Origin of the sequence: Corynebacterium sp., assembly GCF_022712195.1 — a bacterium.
Lineage (GTDB): Bacteria > Actinomycetota > Actinomycetes > Mycobacteriales > Mycobacteriaceae > Corynebacterium.
In genome coordinates, this window is record NZ_JALAGY010000087.1 from 49,725 (window position 1) to 66,423 (window position 16,699).

At 68.6% G+C, this 16,699-nt stretch carries 13 protein-coding genes; 10 read left to right on the top strand and 3 right to left on the bottom strand.

All coding sequences use genetic code 11. From position 1 onward, the window contains the following. Nucleotides 1–120 precede the first annotated feature (120 nt). Both Q0A34_RS12150 and Q0A34_RS12155 read left to right on the top strand, forming a co-directional pair. Entirely contained in the window at nucleotides 121–876 is a 756-nt protein-coding gene (locus Q0A34_RS12150; protein ID WP_291480259.1) for an ABC transporter ATP-binding protein, read from the top strand. A 5-nt stretch (nucleotides 877–881) separates the two neighbouring features. Further along, the gene (locus Q0A34_RS12155; protein ID WP_291480260.1) at nucleotides 882–3,500 is read left to right on the top strand and encodes an ABC transporter permease; all 2,619 of its coding nucleotides are present in this window, start codon (nucleotides 882–884) and stop codon (nucleotides 3,498–3,500) included. A gap of 105 nt (nucleotides 3,501–3,605) precedes the next feature. On the opposite strand, the gene Q0A34_RS12160 is transcribed toward Q0A34_RS12155, so the two are convergent. Both Q0A34_RS12160 and Q0A34_RS12165 read right to left on the bottom strand, forming a co-directional pair. Further along, nucleotides 3,606–3,806 (bottom strand): hypothetical protein, encoded by a 201-nt coding sequence (locus Q0A34_RS12160; RefSeq protein ID WP_291480261.1) that lies wholly within the window; start codon nucleotides 3,804–3,806, stop codon nucleotides 3,606–3,608. A 2-nt stretch (nucleotides 3,807–3,808) separates the two neighbouring features. Continuing rightward, nucleotides 3,809–4,429 (bottom strand): hypothetical protein, encoded by a 621-nt coding sequence (locus tag Q0A34_RS12165; RefSeq protein WP_291480262.1) that lies wholly within the window; start codon nucleotides 4,427–4,429, stop codon nucleotides 3,809–3,811. A 211-nt stretch (nucleotides 4,430–4,640) separates the two neighbouring features. On the opposite strand from Q0A34_RS12165, the gene Q0A34_RS12170 reads away from it, so the two are divergent. The 4 genes from Q0A34_RS12170 to Q0A34_RS12185 all read left to right on the top strand — a co-directional run bounded on the left by Q0A34_RS12170 (nucleotide 4,641) and on the right by Q0A34_RS12185 (nucleotide 9,314). After that, complete coding sequence (locus tag Q0A34_RS12170) at nucleotides 4,641–4,874, top strand: hypothetical protein (protein WP_291480263.1); 234 nt, start codon at nucleotides 4,641–4,643, stop codon at nucleotides 4,872–4,874. An 86-nt stretch (nucleotides 4,875–4,960) separates the two neighbouring features. Then, the gene (locus Q0A34_RS12175; RefSeq protein WP_291480264.1) at nucleotides 4,961–6,532 is read left to right on the top strand and encodes an MFS transporter; all 1,572 of its coding nucleotides are present in this window, start codon (nucleotides 4,961–4,963) and stop codon (nucleotides 6,530–6,532) included. Between the two features lie 104 nt (nucleotides 6,533–6,636). Further along, the gene (locus tag Q0A34_RS12180; protein WP_291480265.1) at nucleotides 6,637–8,652 is read left to right on the top strand and encodes an oligopeptide transporter, OPT family; all 2,016 of its coding nucleotides are present in this window, start codon (nucleotides 6,637–6,639) and stop codon (nucleotides 8,650–8,652) included. Between the two features lie 86 nt (nucleotides 8,653–8,738). Beyond that, on the top strand, nucleotides 8,739–9,314 hold the full coding sequence (locus tag Q0A34_RS12185; protein WP_291480266.1) for an NAD(P)H-dependent oxidoreductase: 576 nt from the start codon (nucleotides 8,739–8,741) through the stop codon (nucleotides 9,312–9,314). On the opposite strand, the gene Q0A34_RS12190 is transcribed toward Q0A34_RS12185, so the two are convergent. Next, the gene (locus Q0A34_RS12190) at nucleotides 9,298–11,541 is read right to left on the bottom strand and encodes an acyltransferase family protein (protein ID WP_291480267.1); all 2,244 of its coding nucleotides are present in this window, start codon (nucleotides 11,539–11,541) and stop codon (nucleotides 9,298–9,300) included. The genes Q0A34_RS12185 and Q0A34_RS12190 overlap by 17 nt on opposite strands. Nucleotides 11,542–11,778: 237 nt before the next feature. On the opposite strand from Q0A34_RS12190, the gene deoC reads away from it, so the two are divergent. The 4 genes from deoC (at nucleotide 11,779) to Q0A34_RS12210 (ending at nucleotide 16,616) form a co-directional block, all read left to right on the top strand. Then, nucleotides 11,779–12,435 (top strand): deoxyribose-phosphate aldolase, encoded by a 657-nt coding sequence (deoC, locus tag Q0A34_RS12195; RefSeq protein ID WP_291480268.1) that lies wholly within the window; start codon nucleotides 11,779–11,781, stop codon nucleotides 12,433–12,435. A gap of 93 nt (nucleotides 12,436–12,528) precedes the next feature. Continuing rightward, nucleotides 12,529–14,286, top strand: a complete 1,758-nt coding sequence (locus tag Q0A34_RS12200; RefSeq protein WP_291480269.1) for an ABC transporter ATP-binding protein — start codon at nucleotides 12,529–12,531, stop codon at nucleotides 14,284–14,286. Continuing rightward, complete coding sequence (locus Q0A34_RS12205) at nucleotides 14,283–16,121, top strand: ABC transporter ATP-binding protein (RefSeq protein WP_291480270.1); 1,839 nt, start codon at nucleotides 14,283–14,285, stop codon at nucleotides 16,119–16,121. The genes Q0A34_RS12200 and Q0A34_RS12205 overlap by 4 nt, the downstream gene beginning before the upstream one ends. Before the next feature lie 30 nt (nucleotides 16,122–16,151). Next, nucleotides 16,152–16,616, top strand: coding sequence for an SRPBCC family protein (locus Q0A34_RS12210; RefSeq protein ID WP_291480271.1), 465 nt, complete (start codon nucleotides 16,152–16,154; stop codon nucleotides 16,614–16,616). Nucleotides 16,617–16,699 lie beyond the last annotated feature (83 nt).

Genomic DNA, 16,699 nt, shown 5'->3' on the forward strand with positions numbered 1-16,699 from the left:
AGGTTTCTCAGGGACGTTTCTCAGGGGCATCCCGGATGTGCTGGCGTCCACGGCCCCCTACTCTCGTGAGGTAACGACGGGGAGAACCGTTCTCCCCCACCGCGAGAGAGGACCAGACCAGTGGAATCCCGGACGACCGTCACCACCGCACACTCCGCCGCCCGCGCCGAGGGCCTGACGAAGACCTACGGCGCGGGCGACACCCGCGTCACCGCCCTGGACGACGTCACCGTCGACTTCACCCGCGGCGAGTTCACCGCGATCATGGGGCCGTCCGGCTCCGGCAAGTCCACCCTGATGCACTGCATGGCAGGCCTGGACAGCCCCACCTCCGGCTCGGCGTTCCTCGGTGACACAGACATCTCCCGGCTGGGGGACAAGGCACTGACCGCACTGAGACGCGACCGGCTGGGATTCATCTTCCAGTCCTTCAACCTGGTACCCACGCTCACCGCGGCGGAGAACATCACCCTGCCCATCGACATCGCCGGGGACAAGGTGGACAAGGAGTGGTTCGCGGAGATCACCTCCCGCCTCGGACTGACCGACCGGCTGGGCCACCGGCCCTCGGAACTCTCCGGTGGCCAGCAGCAGCGCGTCGCCTGCGCCCGAGCCCTCGTCGCCCGACCCGAGATCATCGTCGGCGACGAACCGACGGGCAACCTGGACTCCAACTCCTCGGCGGAGGTCCTCGACATCCTGCGCACCGCCGTGGACCGCGACGACCAGACCGTGGTCATCGTCACCCACGACGCCAAGGCCGCGGCCTACGCCGACCGTGTGGTCTTCCTCGCCGACGGCCGGATCGTCCACGAGCTGCGCGACCCGGACGTGGAGCAGATCCTGACCACGATGACCGGTATCGAGGGGTTGTAGACGCCATGTCCGCTGCATCCTCCGGCACCTCCGTGTCCACCATGCGCCGCGTCTCGCTGCGCAACCTCGCCGCCCACAAGATCCGCCTCGTCCTGACCGTCCTGGCCGTGGTGCTCGGCACCGCGTTCATCGCGGGGTCGTTGATGTTCACCTCCTCGCTGCAGAAGACCTTCGACACGCTGACCGAGTCCACCACCAAGGGAATCGACGTCGTCGTGTCCGCCCCGCAGTCCGGGGCGGCACTGCCCCTGGACCTGGCCGGGGACCTCGCCGAGGTCCCCGGTGTGGGGAAGGTGAACCTCAGCGACCAGACCACCGTCGTCGTCGCCGTCGACCCCGAGAGCGGGAACGGCACCCCGGAGACCCTGCAGACCGGCGGGGCACCGGCGTTCGTCATGCCCTGGTACGACCCGGACGACGCCGTCGGCCCGGAGACCGGCATCGTCGACGGCCGGTCGCCGCGCGGCCCCGACGAGGTCGCCGTCAACAGCACCGCCGCCGAGGAACACGACCTCACCGTGGGGCAGTCGCTCACCGTGGTCGACCCCACCGGCAGCCACCGGGTCCAGGTGTCCGGCGTCTACGACATCGACATCGACGGCGGCGGGTTCCTCGGCCTGATGATGGACGAGCCCGCCTACGTGGACACCTTCACCGACGGCGACACCGGCCGCGAATTCTCCCTCGCCGCCACCCCGGGCACCAGCCCGGACACCCTAGCCACCCAGGTCACCGACGCGCTGGCCGCCGACCACCCTGAACTCGGGGACGTCGACGTGAAGACCGGCGGGCAGGTCGCCGACGAGCAGGCGGCGCAGATCGACGAGGCGCTCAGCTTCGTCAACTACTTCCTCATCGCCTTCGGGCTAATCGCCCTGGTCGTCGGCACCTTCATCATCGCCAACACCTTCTCCATGATCGTCGCGCAGCGCATGCGCGAGTTCGCCCTGCTGCGTTCCCTGGGTGTGGCGTCCAGGCAGCTCACCGTGTCGGTCGTCTTCGAGGCGGTCGTGGTCGGGGTCATCGGGTCCCTGCTCGGCGTGCTCGCCGGAGTCGGCCTGACCCACGCCATCTACGCCGTGATCGGCGCGACCGGCGCCGGCCTGCCCAACACCGGCGTGGACGTCACCGGGGGCTCCGTCCTGCTGCCGCTGATCCTCGGGGTGATCGTCACCGTGGTCTCGGCGTGGGCCCCGGCCCGACGTGCCGGCGCGGTGCGCCCGGTCGAGGCGATGCGCAGCGGCGACCAGTCGTCCAGCTCACCGTTGCGTGGACGCACCACCGTGGGTGTCGGACTCTTCCTCCTGGGCGTGGCCGCCGCGCTGGCCGGCGTGCTGCTCAGCGGGTCCGACACGGGGCCTCGCGCGGCACTGGTCGGCGTCGGCGCCCTCGGCGTGGTGCTGGGCACCTTCCTGCTGTCCCCGGCGCTGTCGATCCCCGTGGTCAGGGCCATCGGCGGGGTCATCGGGGCACCGTTCGGTCAGGTCGGCCGACTCGCGGCCACCAACTCCGGACGCAACCCCCGGCGTACCGCCACCACCGCCTTCGCGCTGACCCTCGGCGTGGCGCTGGTCGCCTGCATCGGGATGCTCGGCGCCTCGATGAAGGCCTCCATCAGCGGGTTCATCGGCGACTCGGTCCAGTCGGACTACGTCCTGTCCGGGCCGTCCAACGGAGCGTTCCCGGTGCCGCAGTCCGCGCTGGACGCCGTCCGCGACGTCGACGGGGTGGAGTCCGCCGCCGGCTTCGGCTTCCTGCCCGTCACCGTCGGCGGGTTCAGCGGCGGCACCGGCATCATCGACGGCGACCCGACGGTCTCCGGCGGCCTGGAGACAGTGGAGGGCGACCTCTCCCTGGACACCCCCGGTGTCATCGCGGACGAGGAGGTCGCCGCGGACGAAGGCTGGTCGGTCGGCGACGAACTGCCGCTGACCGTGCGCATGCCGGACGGCCCGGAGCGTGAGAGCGGCGAGGTGACCCTGCAGGGCACCTACGAGCCCAACGAGCTCTTCGGCCAGCACCTGGTGTCCTGGTCGGCGCTGGAACCGCTGGCGTCGCAGCTCGGGGCCGGGGCCTCGGCGAACATCTACGCCGTCTTCGTCAACGGCGACGGTTCGGTCGACGCCGACACCCTGCGTGACCGGCTGGAGGAGGCCACCGCCGACCAGATCGTGGTCCAGGTGCTCACGCCGGAGGAGTACGCCGGTGAGCAGGCCGTGCTCATCGACCAGATGCTCAACGTGCTCTACGCGCTGCTGGCGCTGGCGGTGATCGTGGCGGTGCTCGGCATCATCAACACCCTCGCGCTGAACGTGATCGAGAGGCGCCAGGAGATCGGCATGCTCCGGGCGGTGGGTACGCTGCGCGGCCAGGTGCGACGCATGATCACCCTCGAGGCGGTGCAGATCTCCCTCTACGGTGCACTCGTCGGTGTGGTCGTGGGGCTCGGCCTGGGCTGGGCCTTCCTGGAGGTCCTCGCCGGTGAGGGGCTCACCGAGACCGCCGTGCCCTGGGGGCAGGTGGCGGGCATGGTCGTGGCCTCGGGTGTGGTCGGTGTCGTCGCCGCCGCATGGCCTGCGGTGAAGGCGTCGCGGGTGAAACCGCTGGAGGCCATCGCGGACTGATCCCGGACGGGAGAACGAGGCCCACACTGTGGTGGGCCTCGTTCTGTGCGTCCGGGGCAGTTTCCGGCCAGGGCTCGAATCCAGCCTGCTGTCGCAGAAGGGAGCCTACTTCCGTTTTCTGGGGGTGACGACAAAGAACCCCGCCCAGCCGATGACGGCGATAGCGAATCCTGCCTTCGCGAGGTCGCTCGAAGCGGATCCTGTCAGTAGTGCGATGATCGCCAGGAGTAAACCGACCAAGGCAACCGCCAAGGAGATGTTCCGAGCTGGAATGGTGCCCTTGATTCCTTGATCCTCGTCAGTCATCGTTACTGTGGCCTGCAGTGTCCCATTGGGATTCTGATTATTACGCCCTTGCCTTGATCGCAGAATGCTATCCCCGCCCCTCCGAGCGTCAATACGGCTCCGATGATGGGGCCGGCGGCGTAACGGGTCCCCACCTGGCGCATGATCGAGACGACGGTCTCTGTGACGCCACCTGTAGCGATGGCGAGGGATATTCGCCGAGTGGCGTTGCTGTCCAGCCACAGTTCCGGATTGATGTTCCATTTTCCCCGCTCCCATTTCGTGACGCCGGCACGAGCGTAAGGCGATCCTTCAGTTTCTCGGATGAGACTGTTCTTCGATTCGATCTGCTGAATGACTGCAGCGTAGTCTTCCGGATGTTCTTCGGCGATGGTCGACGGGATCTGCTCCACATACTGGCGTTGTGAATCGTCGAAATGAATGTAGGGATCGAAGGTGTCGACCACGTCGTCCGGGAATGCCGATACCTCTCGGTACCGGACCTCCTGATCGGAGAAAGCAGTTTCCGATGGGTCGGCCATTGCAGATGGTGTCGTCAGTGCCAGACCAGAGGCCACGGAAACGCTGGCGGCCAGCGAATATACTCGACGACGAAATGTCGTCAGGGAACGTGTGGAATGCATGAGGTAACCACTTTCTGAGTGGGACGATGCTCGTTATTTCAACGTAAAACAGTTTCCTATTTCGCACAATGGCTGCCCGGGGATCAGACGTGGGCGTAGCGCTGATGCGAAATTCCGTTGGCGCAGGTGAGTCACTACATATGTCGTAAATGAATGTAGAAACTTATCGCCCCTCCTGGGGTGGAGTTTGTGCCGGCCGGAGTTGGAGGCGATGGCCACGGCGGTGGCGGCGCACAATGACAACGTCACCGGCACCACGGCAGCGTTGGTGAATCTGGGCAGCCAGGAGCAGCCGGATTGGGTGGTGCGTGCGTTGATCCACCGACCGGCCAGCGCGATGGCTGACGCACAGTTGGAGTTGACGGTCATGAGCAGTGCGGCGATGGTGTCCAAGACCGTCGCGGACCTGCTCGGTCGCCCCGCACCGGGGTCGGAGGGACACTAGGCGCACTGTCTCGTCAGGAATAGCCGCGCCCCGCCTCCTGTTAACTATTAGTTCCTAACTCTTAACGGACGGAGGAGTGCACGCACGTGGACGACGGCAGCGAACAGCAGACCCGGCAGAAACGGCAGAGAGGGCAGTACAGGCGGAAGGGGTTGCGGGCGGCCCCGCCGCCACCGAAGGCCGGACCGCCGAACCGGCGCTTCTGGGCGGCAGTCACCGTCCTGCCCCTGGGCGGACTGCTCTTCGGCTACGACACCGGGGTGATCAACGGCGCACTGCCGTCCCTGACCTCCGACCTGGGCCTCGAGGAACGCTTCGAGGGGATCGTCACCTCCGCCCTGCAGTTCGGCGCGGTGTTCGGGGCGATCCTCGGCGGACGTATCGCCGACCGCATCGGACGCCACCGCACCGTCGTCATCGTGGCCGTGGTCTTTGTCCTCGGGTCCCTGGGCTCAGTGCTGTCGCCGACGTGGGTGGTGCTGATGCTCTGCCGCGTCGTGCTGGGGTTCGCCGTGGGGTCGGCCTCCGGCATCATCCCGATCTACCTCGCCGAGCTCGCCCCGACCCACTTGCGAGGTCGCGTGGTGAACCAGAACGAGTTCATGGTCGTGTTCGGCCAGTTCCTCGCCTTCAGCTTCAACGCTCTCATCGCCCGCGTCGGTGGCGCCGAGGAGTCCGGGACGTGGCGGTGGATGCTCACCCTGTGCCTCGTCCCGGCCATCGCTCTCTGGGTCGGCATGACGATCGTCCCGGAGTCGCCGCGCTGGCTCGCCGGGCGGGGACGCATCGGGGAGATGCTCGAGGCCCTCCGCACCATACGGGAGAAGGTGTACGGCTCACCGGACTACGACGCCTCCCGCTACGGTGCGGCCGACGCACCCCACCCCGACACCGATGAGGTCACCCACCCGGTGTCCGGCGACGTCGAAGACGTGCGGAGCCTCGCCGAGCACGACAGCCGGGCGTCCCGTCGGCGGTTCCGCGACCTCTTCGCCGAATCATGGATTCGCCGGATCATGACCATCGGCTTCGGCATGGCCGTGATCAACCAGATCTCCGGAATCAACGTCATCCAGTACTACGGCGTCACGATCCTCACTCAGGCCGGTTTCGAGGGCAACACCGCCTTCACCGTGAACCTGCTCATCGGTGTCGCCGGTGTGGTCGGCATGGTGCTGTCGATGGTGCTGAACTCACGGGTCCGGCGTCGCCGGATGCTGACGGGAGGTTTGACCGGAACGGTCGTCACCCTGACGTTGATGGGGCTGGTCTCGATGACGGTGCCGGACGGCGTGGCGGCCAAGAAGTGGGTCATCCTGGCGGCCATCGTGGCCTTCGTCGGCATCATGCAGTGCGCCGTCGGTGCGATGACGTGGCTATTCATGTCCGAGATCTTCCCGATGCGTGTCCGCGGCGAGGCCATGGGCCTGGCCGCAGGCGTGCAGTGGTCGGTGAACTTCTGCGTCGCCCTGTTCTTCCCGTACCTCATGGACGCCGTCGGCTTCGGGCCCACCGTGTTCATCTTCGTCGGGCTGCAGCTGCTCGCCCTGGTGTGGGTGTACCGGGTGGTGCCGGAGACCAAGGACAAGACCCTGGAGGCCATCGAGCAGGAGTTCCGCGACGCCGCGGCGGGCCCGGGAACACGAAGGAACACATAGCCCGCTGTTGTAACCGCCGGTTCGGCGACTAGAGTTTCACGGGTCCCACAACTGAACCGATGACGTCCCCGACACCGTGACGTCCGTGAAAGCGAGCCAACGACATGGCCGGCAACAACCCCAGCAAGGCCGACTCCCCGATCCGGGAACTCACCGTCCGCGCGGTCATCCTCGGCGGTCTGATCACCCTGGTCTTCACCGCCGCGAACGTGTACCTGGGTCTGAAGGTCGGTCTGACCTTCGCCACGTCCATCCCGGCGGCGGTGATCTCGATGGCGGTGCTGCGTCGACTGCAGAACCACAGCATCACCGAGAACAACATCGTGCAGACCATCGCGTCCGCCGCCGGCACCCTGTCGGCGATCATCTTCGTGCTCCCCGGCCTGATCATGATCGGCTGGTGGACCGGCTTCCCCTACTGGACCACCATGCTGGTCTGCCTGATCGGCGGCGTCCTCGGTGTGCTGTACTCCATCCCGCTGCGACGCGCGCTGGTGACCGGCTCTGACCTGCCGTTCCCCGAGGGCGTGGCCGCCGCCGAGGTGCTCAAGGTCGGCGACGACGACTCCTCCGACCCCGACAACCGCAGCAACCGCGACGGCCTGCGCGCCATCGTCGTCGGCGGGCTGGCCTCGGCGGGGATGTCCCTGCTCTCGGCACTGAAGGTCACCTCCTCGGAGCTGGCGGCCACCGTCCGCGTCGGCGCCGGCGGCACCATGCTCGGTTCCAGCCTGTCGCTGGCGCTGATCGGTGTCGGCCACCTCGTGGGCCCCACGGTGGGTGTCGCGATGATCGTCGGCCTGCTGATCTCCTTCGGCGTCCTGCTGCCGTCGTTCACCGGCGGTGAGGTGCCTGTGGTCGGGGACATCTCCGACGTGGTCTCCGAGACCTTCGCCAGCGACGTGCGTTTCGTCGGCGCCGGGGCGATGGCCGTGGCCGCGGTGTGGACGCTGGTGAAGATCATCGGCCCGGTGGTCCGGGGCATCGCCGCGTCCCTGGCGGCCTCCCGGGCCCGTAGGCAGGGAGAACAGGTCGCCCTAACCGAACGCGACATCCCGGTGAAGGTCCTCGTGGTCGGGGTCCTGGGCCTGATGCTGCCGATCGGCTGGCTGCTGTGGTCCTTCCTCAGCGGCACCGGGGTCAGCCACCACACCGGGTCGCTGATCACGCTGAGCATCCTGTTCGTCCTGCTGCTCGGCCTGGTCATCGCGGCGGTGTGCGGTTACATGGCCGGTCTGATCGGGTCGTCCAACAGCCCGATCTCCGGTGTCGGCGTCATCGTGGTGCTGCTGGCGGCGTTGCTGATCAAGCTCGTCACCGGCAACGACGACGGCGGCCACCCCACCGCCCTGGTCGCCTACACCCTGTTCACCGCGACGGTGGTCTTCGGTGTCGCCACCATCTCGAACGACAACCTCCAGGACCTCAAGACCGGCCAGCTCGTCGGCGCGACCCCGTGGAAGCAGCAGACCGCCCTGATCATCGGTGTGGTCTTCGGCTCGCTGATCATCCCGCCGGTGATGGGCCTGATGGCCACCGCCTTCGGTTTCGCCGGTACCCCGGGTGCCGGTCCGGACGCCCTGGCGGCGCCGCAGGCGGGTCTGCTGTCGTCCGTGGCACAGGGTATCTTCGGTGACTCCCTCGACTGGAGCCTCATCGGCCTGGGTGCGCTGATCGGCGTGGGTGTGATCGTCGTCGACGAGGTCGTGCGCCGGGTGTCCGGGAAGCGTTTCGGCCTCCCGCCGCTGGCGGTGGGCATGGGCATGTACCTGCCGATCAGCCTTACGCTGATCATCCCCCTGGGCGCGTTCCTGGGCTGGTTCTACAACCGGTGGGCCGACGGCCGTTCCAACGCCGCCTCGGCGAAGCGTCTGGGTGTGCTCGGTGCCACGGGGCTGATCGTCGGTGAGAGCCTCTTCGGTGTGCTCAACGCCGGCATCATCGCCGGGACGGGCGACTCCGAGGCCCTGGCGATCATGCCCGAGGGCTGGGCCGGGGCGTCGCAGTGGCTCGGTGCGCTGGTCTTCGTGGGCATCATCCTGGGTGTGTACCGGTGGACGCAGCAGCGCTCCACGCGTGCGGGTGACGAGGCTGCGGAGGAGCCGACCCCGACCAGGTGAGAAAGTAGTTGACGTGTCAACTATGGTATCGTCGGGCCGGTGACGCAACCGCGGACCCCGGCAACCCCTCACCAAGGAGGACAACCATGACCAGCATCGGCATCATCGCAGGATCCACCCGCCCCGGCGCCTTCAACCCCCAGGTGGTCGCCTGGGTCAAGGAGCAGCTCGACGCCGCGGACATCGACAGCACCGTCGTCGACTTCGGCGACTACGACCTCCCCGTCCTCGACGAGGCGATCCCCGGCGGCGCCCACAGGTACGCCAACGAGCACACCGTGGCGTGGGGAGCGGCACTGGAGCCCTTCGACGGCTACATCGTGGTCACCCCGGAGTACAACCACACCGTGCCCGGCCCGCTGAAGAACGCGATCGACTTCGTCGGCTCCGAGTTCGCCCACAAGCCCGTCGCCTTCGTCTCCTACGGCGCCGACAAGGGCGTCCGGGCCGTCGAGACCTGGCGCTCGGTCTTCGCCAACTTCCGTGCCGCGACGGTGCGCGACGTCGCCGCCTTCTCCATCTTCACCGACGTGAAGGACGGGGAGTTCGCCCCGCAGGAGACCTCCGCGGCCCCCTTCGCCGGGCTGCTCAGGGACCTCATGGCCTGGGCGGAGGGCTTCGCGGTGGTCCGCGACCGGCTGTCCGCTACAGCGCGCAGCTGATCGAGCGGTCCTTCTTCCCCTCGACGGCCTGCTGCAGGCCCTTCTCCACCGCGTCCGCGTAGTAGGCCTGGCCGGTGTCGTTGGGGTGGACGCCGTCGCCGATGAGGGAGTCCGGGTGCTCCAGCGCCATCTGGCACCAGGGGGCGAGGTAGACGTCCGGCCGGGCCGCGGCGTAGTCGATCGCCTGCTGCGCGGCCGGGGCGATCCCGTCCGCGTAGCCGTAGGGCACCACGAGGACGATCTTGTGGCCCGGGCCGATGGTCTCCACGATCCGGTCGAGCTGGCCGTCGAAGGCCTGGCCGTTCGTGCCGAAGCCCAGCACCACGTACTCGCCGAGTGTCCCGTTCGCGGCCATCGCGGCGATCGGTTCCTCGCCCCCGGTGTAGTGGCGGGACGTCTCGGCGTCGACCGTGATCCCGGGGAACCGCTGCTGGAGGGACAGGGTGGACGCCAGCATCACCGAGTCGCCGACGGCGGTGATCTCGTCACCGGACGGCAGGCCGGGGGTCGCCGGCCCAGACGGTGCAGCGTCGCGGGGGGTGGCGGGGGAGCCGGCGCTGTCGTCCTGCAGTGCCGCCATCTCCTCGAGCTGCAGCTCCAGTTCGGACTTCGCCGGGCTCTGGCCCAGCGCTGACCCGGCCAACAGCGTGACCACCAGCACCGCCCCCGGCACCGCCAGCAGCTTCGTGGTGCCCAGTGACTGCAGCGTCCGGCGGTAGCCGTTACGGCGCAGGGGCGTCTCCACCCACTGGTAGGACGCCTCGCTGAGCACCAGGCTCACCACCGTCGCCACCAGGCCGACGGCCCAGTCCGGCACCTCCGACCCCGGCTCCTGCATCAGCGCCCGGGCGAAGACGACCACCGGCCAGTGCCACAGGTACAGGCTGAAGGACCGCTCGCCGAACCATCGCAGCGGACGCCAGCGCAGCAGCCCGGCCACCGGGCCGGCCTCCCGGAGGGAGGTGGCGATCAGCGCCACGGACAGCAGCGACGCCAGGAACAGGCCGCCACGGTAGGTCAGGGGGTCGGTGTCGGGCAGCGTCAGGAACATCGCGGCGAGCGCCACCAGGGCCACCGTCCCGCCGACCCACGCCAGGGCGGCCGACCGGCGCGACGCCCCCGTCGGCGAGAACGCCGGCCAGGAATCCGTCGAGGAACTGCCCGCCGACGTGGTCACCAGCGCCAGCACCACACCGGCGAGCATACCGAAGGCGTGGGTGTCCGTGCCGAAGTATACGCGGGACGGGTCGGCGTCCGGGTCGTGCAGGACGACCATCGCGACCAGCGACGCGACACCCAGCACCGTGGCGACGACCGTCGCGAGGCGGAACGGGCCGGCGGTGCGTCCGATGCGGTTCCGGCGACGGACCCGCCGCGAGAACCACAGGCACGCCAGCAGCAGCAACGGCCACAGGACGTAGAACTGCTCCTCGATCGCCAGTGACCAGTAGTGCATGAAGATCTGCGGTGTGGTGTCGGCGAAGTAGCTGTTCGACTGGGCGATCTGCACCCAGTTGTTCACCGAGAACAGTGACCCGAGGAACTGCGGCACCAGGGCCACCGCCACATCCCCGCCGATGATCCCGGCCACGGCAGTGGAGACCAGCAGGACGGTGACGGCGGCCGGGAGGATACGTCGGGCCCGACGCCGCCAGAACTCCTTGAGGTTGATCCGGCCCGTGGCGCCGACCTCGCGCACCAGCAGCGAGGTGATGAGGAAGCCGGAGAGGACGAAGAAGACGTCCACCCCGAGGAACCCGCCGGGGAGCACGTCGCCGAAGAAGTGGTAGACGACCACGGCGAGCACGGCGATGCCGCGCAGGCCGTCGAGCCCGGGGACACGTCGGATCCGTCCCGGCTTCAGCGGGGCCGTGACGGGCACCGTCGACACCGGCGGAGGCGGTGCCACGGCCACCGGGGCGGGTTCGGGAACAGGCTCGCGAACAGGCTCGCGAACAGGCTCGCGAACAGGCTCGGGAACAGGTTCGGGGACAGGTTCGGGGGTAGCCCGGATCGCGACGTCCGTGCTGACCGCCGTGTCCGTCCCGTGTGCCACGGCGGTCCCAGGTGCCGGCGGCGGGCCGTCCGGTGCGGTGAGCACAATGGCCTCGACCTCCCGCGGGGGCAGGGGAGCCCGGGTGACCTGCGGCGCCGGCGATGCGCAGGGCGCGGGCGGCGCACCACCGGGGGCGGTGAGGACGATGGACGGACGGGAACTGGTGGACATGTGCGTAACGGGAGGACTCTCAGGGGACGACAGTGGTGAACCCATTACGGTAGCCGCGCCGCCTGTGCCGCCCAAAGTACGTGGGGAACACTCCCGGTACCCCCCACCCGTACTTCACCGCGACCTGCGGATTGTTAATTTAGGCACCCTCTAATCTCACAAGGTTTCGGCAGAAGCGGGGAACCTTGTGAGATTAGGGGAGAGGGGTGACGGGTCCCGGCCGGTAGGCTGCACACCATGCAGCGCACCGAACTCGCCCGTCTGATCGACCACACATTGCTCGCACCGCAGGCCACGTCCGCTGATGTGGCCGCACTCGCCGCGGAGGCCGGGGAACTGGGTGTCTACGCGATCTGCGTGTCGCCGTCCCAGCTGCCGGTGGACGCGCCCACGGGTGTGCAGGTCGCGACGGTGGTCGGTTTCCCCTCCGGTGCGGTGAAGCCCGAGGTCAAGGCCGCCGAGGCGGCCCGGGCCGTGGCGGACGGCGCCGGGGAGGTCGACATGGTCATCAACCTGGCCCTGGTGAAGCAGGGGCGGTTCGATGAGCTGACCAGGGAGATCGCGGCGGTTCGTGCCGCGGTCCCGGCGCCGCCGGTGCTGAAGGTGATCATCGAGTCCGCCGTGCTCGACGACGGGGAGATCGTGGCCGCCTGCCGGTGTGCGGAGGAGGCGGGCGCGGACTTCGTGAAGACCTCCACCGGTTTCCATCCGGCCGGCGGGGCGTCGGTGGAGGCTGTGCGGTTGATGCACGAGACCGTCGGTGGACGGTTGGGTGTCAAGGCGTCCGGCGGGATCCGGTCGCTCGGGACCGCCGAGGCGATGGTCGCCGCGGGTGCGACGCGACTGGGTATGTCAGCCTCGGCGGCGGTGCTCGACGAGGCGGGGCCGGCCTGACCGGACACCCGGCAGGTCGAGTTCAAGCTGTCGACGCCCGAACTAAACCCATGCTTCCTGGCAGGTCAGGCGGACAGACCATACACTGTCCGGGTGCAACTACTCCGGCTCGTGGGCTCCTACGCCCGACAGTATCCGGGGCTGCTCACCGCAGTCCTCGTCCTCCAGACCGTCGCCACCTTCGCGACGCTGTACCTCCCCCGTCTCAACGCCGACATCATCGACAGGGGCGTGTCCCTCGGTGACGTCGGCTACATCTGGTCGACCGGCGGCGTGATGGTCGCCGTCGCCTTCGTGCAGGTCGTCGCGGCCGTGGCGGCCACGTGGTGTGCCGCGCGCCTGGCGATGTCGGTGGGCCGGGACGTGCGTCGCGACGTCTACCGCAGCGTCGACCGTTTCAGCTCCCAGGACATGGGCACCTTCGGCGTGCCGACGCTGATCACCCGCGGCACCAACGACGTGCAGCAGGTGCAGATGGTGTTCGTCATGTTCCTCAGCTTCATGGTGACCATGCCGATCATGTGCGTCGGCGGCATCGTGATGGCACTGCGCGAGGACGCCGGCCTGTCGTGGCTGGTCTGGGTGTCGGTGTCGGTGCTGCTGGTGGTGGTCGGGGTGATGGTCGCCCGGCTGGTGCCCCTGTTCGGCTCGATGCAGGAGCGCATCGACGCCATCAACGGTGTGATGCGTGAGCAGATCACCGGCATCCGCGTGATCCGGGCCTTCGTCCGCGAGAAGTTCGAGACGGAGCGTTTCGAGGACGCCAACCAGGCCGTGGCCTGGGTGTCCGAGCGCGTCGGACGGGTGTTCGTGCTGATGGGGCCGGTGATCATGCTGGTGCTGCACGCGGCGACGGCGGCGGTGCTGTGGTTCGGCGGGCACCGGGTCGCCGACCAGGCGATCGAGGTCGGCTCACTCACCGCGTTCATGCAGTACCTGCTGCAGATCCTGGTGGCGGTGATGATGGCGTCGTTCATGGCGATGATGCTGCCGCGCGCGATCGTGTGCGCCGGACGCATCCAGGAGGTGCTCGGCCACGCACCGTCGGTCGTCGAGCCGGAGGCGGACCCGTCGGTGGAGCCGGTCTCCCCGTCGCAGGTGCGCGGTGAGCTGGAGTTCCGGAACGTGTCGTTCACCTACCCGGGTGCGGACGCCCCGGTGCTGCACGACGTGAGCTTCACCGTGCGTCCCGGGGAGACGACCGCGGTGATCGGTGCGACGGGGTCGGGCAAGACCACCCTGGTCAACCTCATCCCGCGGTTGTTCGCGCCGACGTCCGGCGAGGTCCTCGTCGACGGGGTGCCCGTGGCGTCCATGCCGCGCAGGGACCTGGCCCGGTACGTGGGCCTGGTGCCGCAGAAGGCGTACCTGTTCTCCGGGACGGTGGCGTCGAACCTGCGTTTCGGACGTACCGACGCCACCGACGACGAGCTGTGGGAGGCACTGCGTGTGGCGCAGGCCGACGGGTTCGTCCGGAACCGTGGGGACGGGGAGACCGCCGGGCTGGCCTCGCCGGTCGCGCAGGGCGGCACGGACGTCTCCGGCGGGCAGCGTCAGCGCCTGTGCATCGCCCGTGCCCTGGTGGCGGCACCTAAGGTGTACGTCTTCGACGACTCCTTCTCCGCGCTGGACGTGCGCACCGATGCGGCGTTGCGTGCGGCGCTGCACCCGATGACCCGGGACGCCGCGGTGGTCACGGTGGCCCAGCGGGTGTCGACGGTGCGCGGCGCCGACCAGATCCTGGTGCTGGACAAGGGGCGCATCGTCGCCCGCGGAACCCATGACGACCTGCTGGAGTCCAGTGAGACCTACCGCGAGATCGTCGAGTCGCAGATGGAGGCGCAGCGATGAGTGACACTGAGGAAGCTGACCGGGGAGCCGAGTCCGCACCCCGTTCGGCGAAGGCGTTCTGGCCGTCCGCGGTGCGGATGGTGGCGCTCATGGCGCCGCGCAAGATCGCACTGACGTGGGTGTTCGTTCTGCTGGTGGTCTGTGTGGTGCTCACGGTCTACGCACCGAAGGTGCTCGGCGACGCCGTCGACGTGATCTACGACGGCGTGCTGTCGGTGTGGAACGGCGAGCCGGGCGCGGGCATCGACTTCACCGAGCTGGGCCGGTTGATCGGGATCGTGCTGGGCATGTACCTCGTCGCCGGGGTGTTCAACTGGGCGCAGGGGTTCATCCTCAACCGGATCGTCGTCGCGGTGGTCGTGGAGCTGCGCACCGACGTGGAGCGCAAGGTCCACCGGCTGCCGTTGAGCTACTACGACTCCCGGCAGACCGGTGACCTGCTGTCGCGCACGACCAATGACGTCGACAACGTCCAGCAGGCACTCCAGCAGGCGCTGAGCCACTTCGCCTACTCGGGGATGATGATCATCGGCGTGACCGTGATGATGTTCCGGGTGTCCTGGCAGCTGGCCGTCGTCGCGCTACTGGCCCTGCCGCTGACCGCGGTGGTGGTCGCGATCGTGGGCACCCGGGCGCAGAAGCAGTACGGCGCGCAGTGGGCCGGCACCGGCAAGGTCAACGGCCATGTCGAGGAGTCGTTCACCGGCCATGACCTGGTGGTGGCCTACGGCCGCCAGGACGAGATGTCGGTGAGCTACAACGAACGCAACGAGGAGCTGTACCAGGCCAGTGCGAAGGCGCAGTTCCTGTCGGGCATGATGATGCCGCTGATGCAGTTCCTCAACTACCTCAGCTACGTGGTCATCGCCGTGTTCGGCGGGCTCCGGGTGGCCAACGGGCAGATGTCGCTGGGCGCGGCGACCGCGTTCATCCAGTACTCCCGTGAGTTCAACCAGCCGCTCGGCGAGCTCGCCGGGATGATGACCATGGTGCAGTCGGGTGTGGCCTCGGCCGAGCGGGTCTTCGAGCTGCTGGACGCGGAGGAGCAGGACCCGGACCCGGAGACGTCGGCGGAGCCGGCAGCCGGGGTGCGGCGTGGCCGGGTGGAGTTCCGCGACGTGTCCTTCGGGTATTCGCCGGAGACCCCGCTGATCCGGAACCTCGACCTGGACGTCGAACCGGGGCAGACCATCGCGATCGTCGGTCCCACCGGCGCCGGCAAGACCACGATGGTGAACCTGATCATGCGGTTCTACGAGGTCACCTCGGGGGCGATCCTCGTCGACGGGGTGGACACCCGCACGATGTGCCGTGCGGAACTGCGCTCGCGCACCGGGATGGTGCTGCAGGACGCGGTGCTGTTCGACGGCACGATCCTGGAGAACATCCGGTACGGACGTCTCGACGCCACCGACGACGAGGTCATCGCCGCGGCGAAGGCCGCGTACGTCGACCGGTTCGTCCACGCCCTGCCGGAGGGCTACGACACCGTCATCGACCAGGACGGCGGGTCGGTGTCCGCCGGTGAACGCCAGCTGATCACGATCGCGCGGGCGTTCCTGGCGGAGCCGGAGATCCTGATCCTGGACGAGGCGACGTCGTCGGTGGACACCCGCACCGAGGTGCTGGTGCAGAAGGCGATGAACGCGATCCGCGCGCGGCGCACGTCCTTCGTGATCGCGCACCGCCTGTCGACGATCCGCGACGCCGACCGCATCCTGGTGATGGTCGACGGGTCGATCGTGGAGCAGGGCTCGCACGACCAGCTGCTGGAGGCCGACGGCGCCTACGCGGAGCTGTACCGCAGTCAGTTCGCCGCCGGCGGGGCGGTGTAGTCCGTCTCCCAGGGAACTACGCTGGACACCATGGCCTACGAGATCAGCGATTCCGTCACCGTTGCCGCGTCCCCCGCCGAGGTCTACGACCTGGTCAGTGACGTCACGAGAACAGGGGAGTGGAGTGCCCAGTGCCGGCGTGCCGGGTGGGACTCGGACGCCCGGGGTGAAGGGGCCACGTTCACCGGGCACAACCGCCGGGACGGGCGGGAGTGGTCGACGGTCTCCGAGGTCACCGCCGCCCGGCCTGGTGAGGAGTTCAGCTGGCGGGTGACCTCCAGCGGCACCCGGTGGGGGTTCCGGATGGAGCCGGTGAACCGTCGGGAGGACGCCACCGTACTCACCGAGTACACCGTGTTCACGGAGGAGGGCGAGGCCTACTTCCGGCAGAAGTTCGGCGAGGACGCAGAGTCCCGGGAGGCGGACCGGAAGGGCGTCGCCACCTACGGGATCACGGAGACGCTGCAGAACATCAAGGGGATCCTCGAGGGGTGACGGCGCCGCCCGGCCCCTTGCGGAGGGGCCGTCGCCGCTGCTAGGTTCGATGTCATGCGGAAGTAGAACCCCTGAACAGTCCC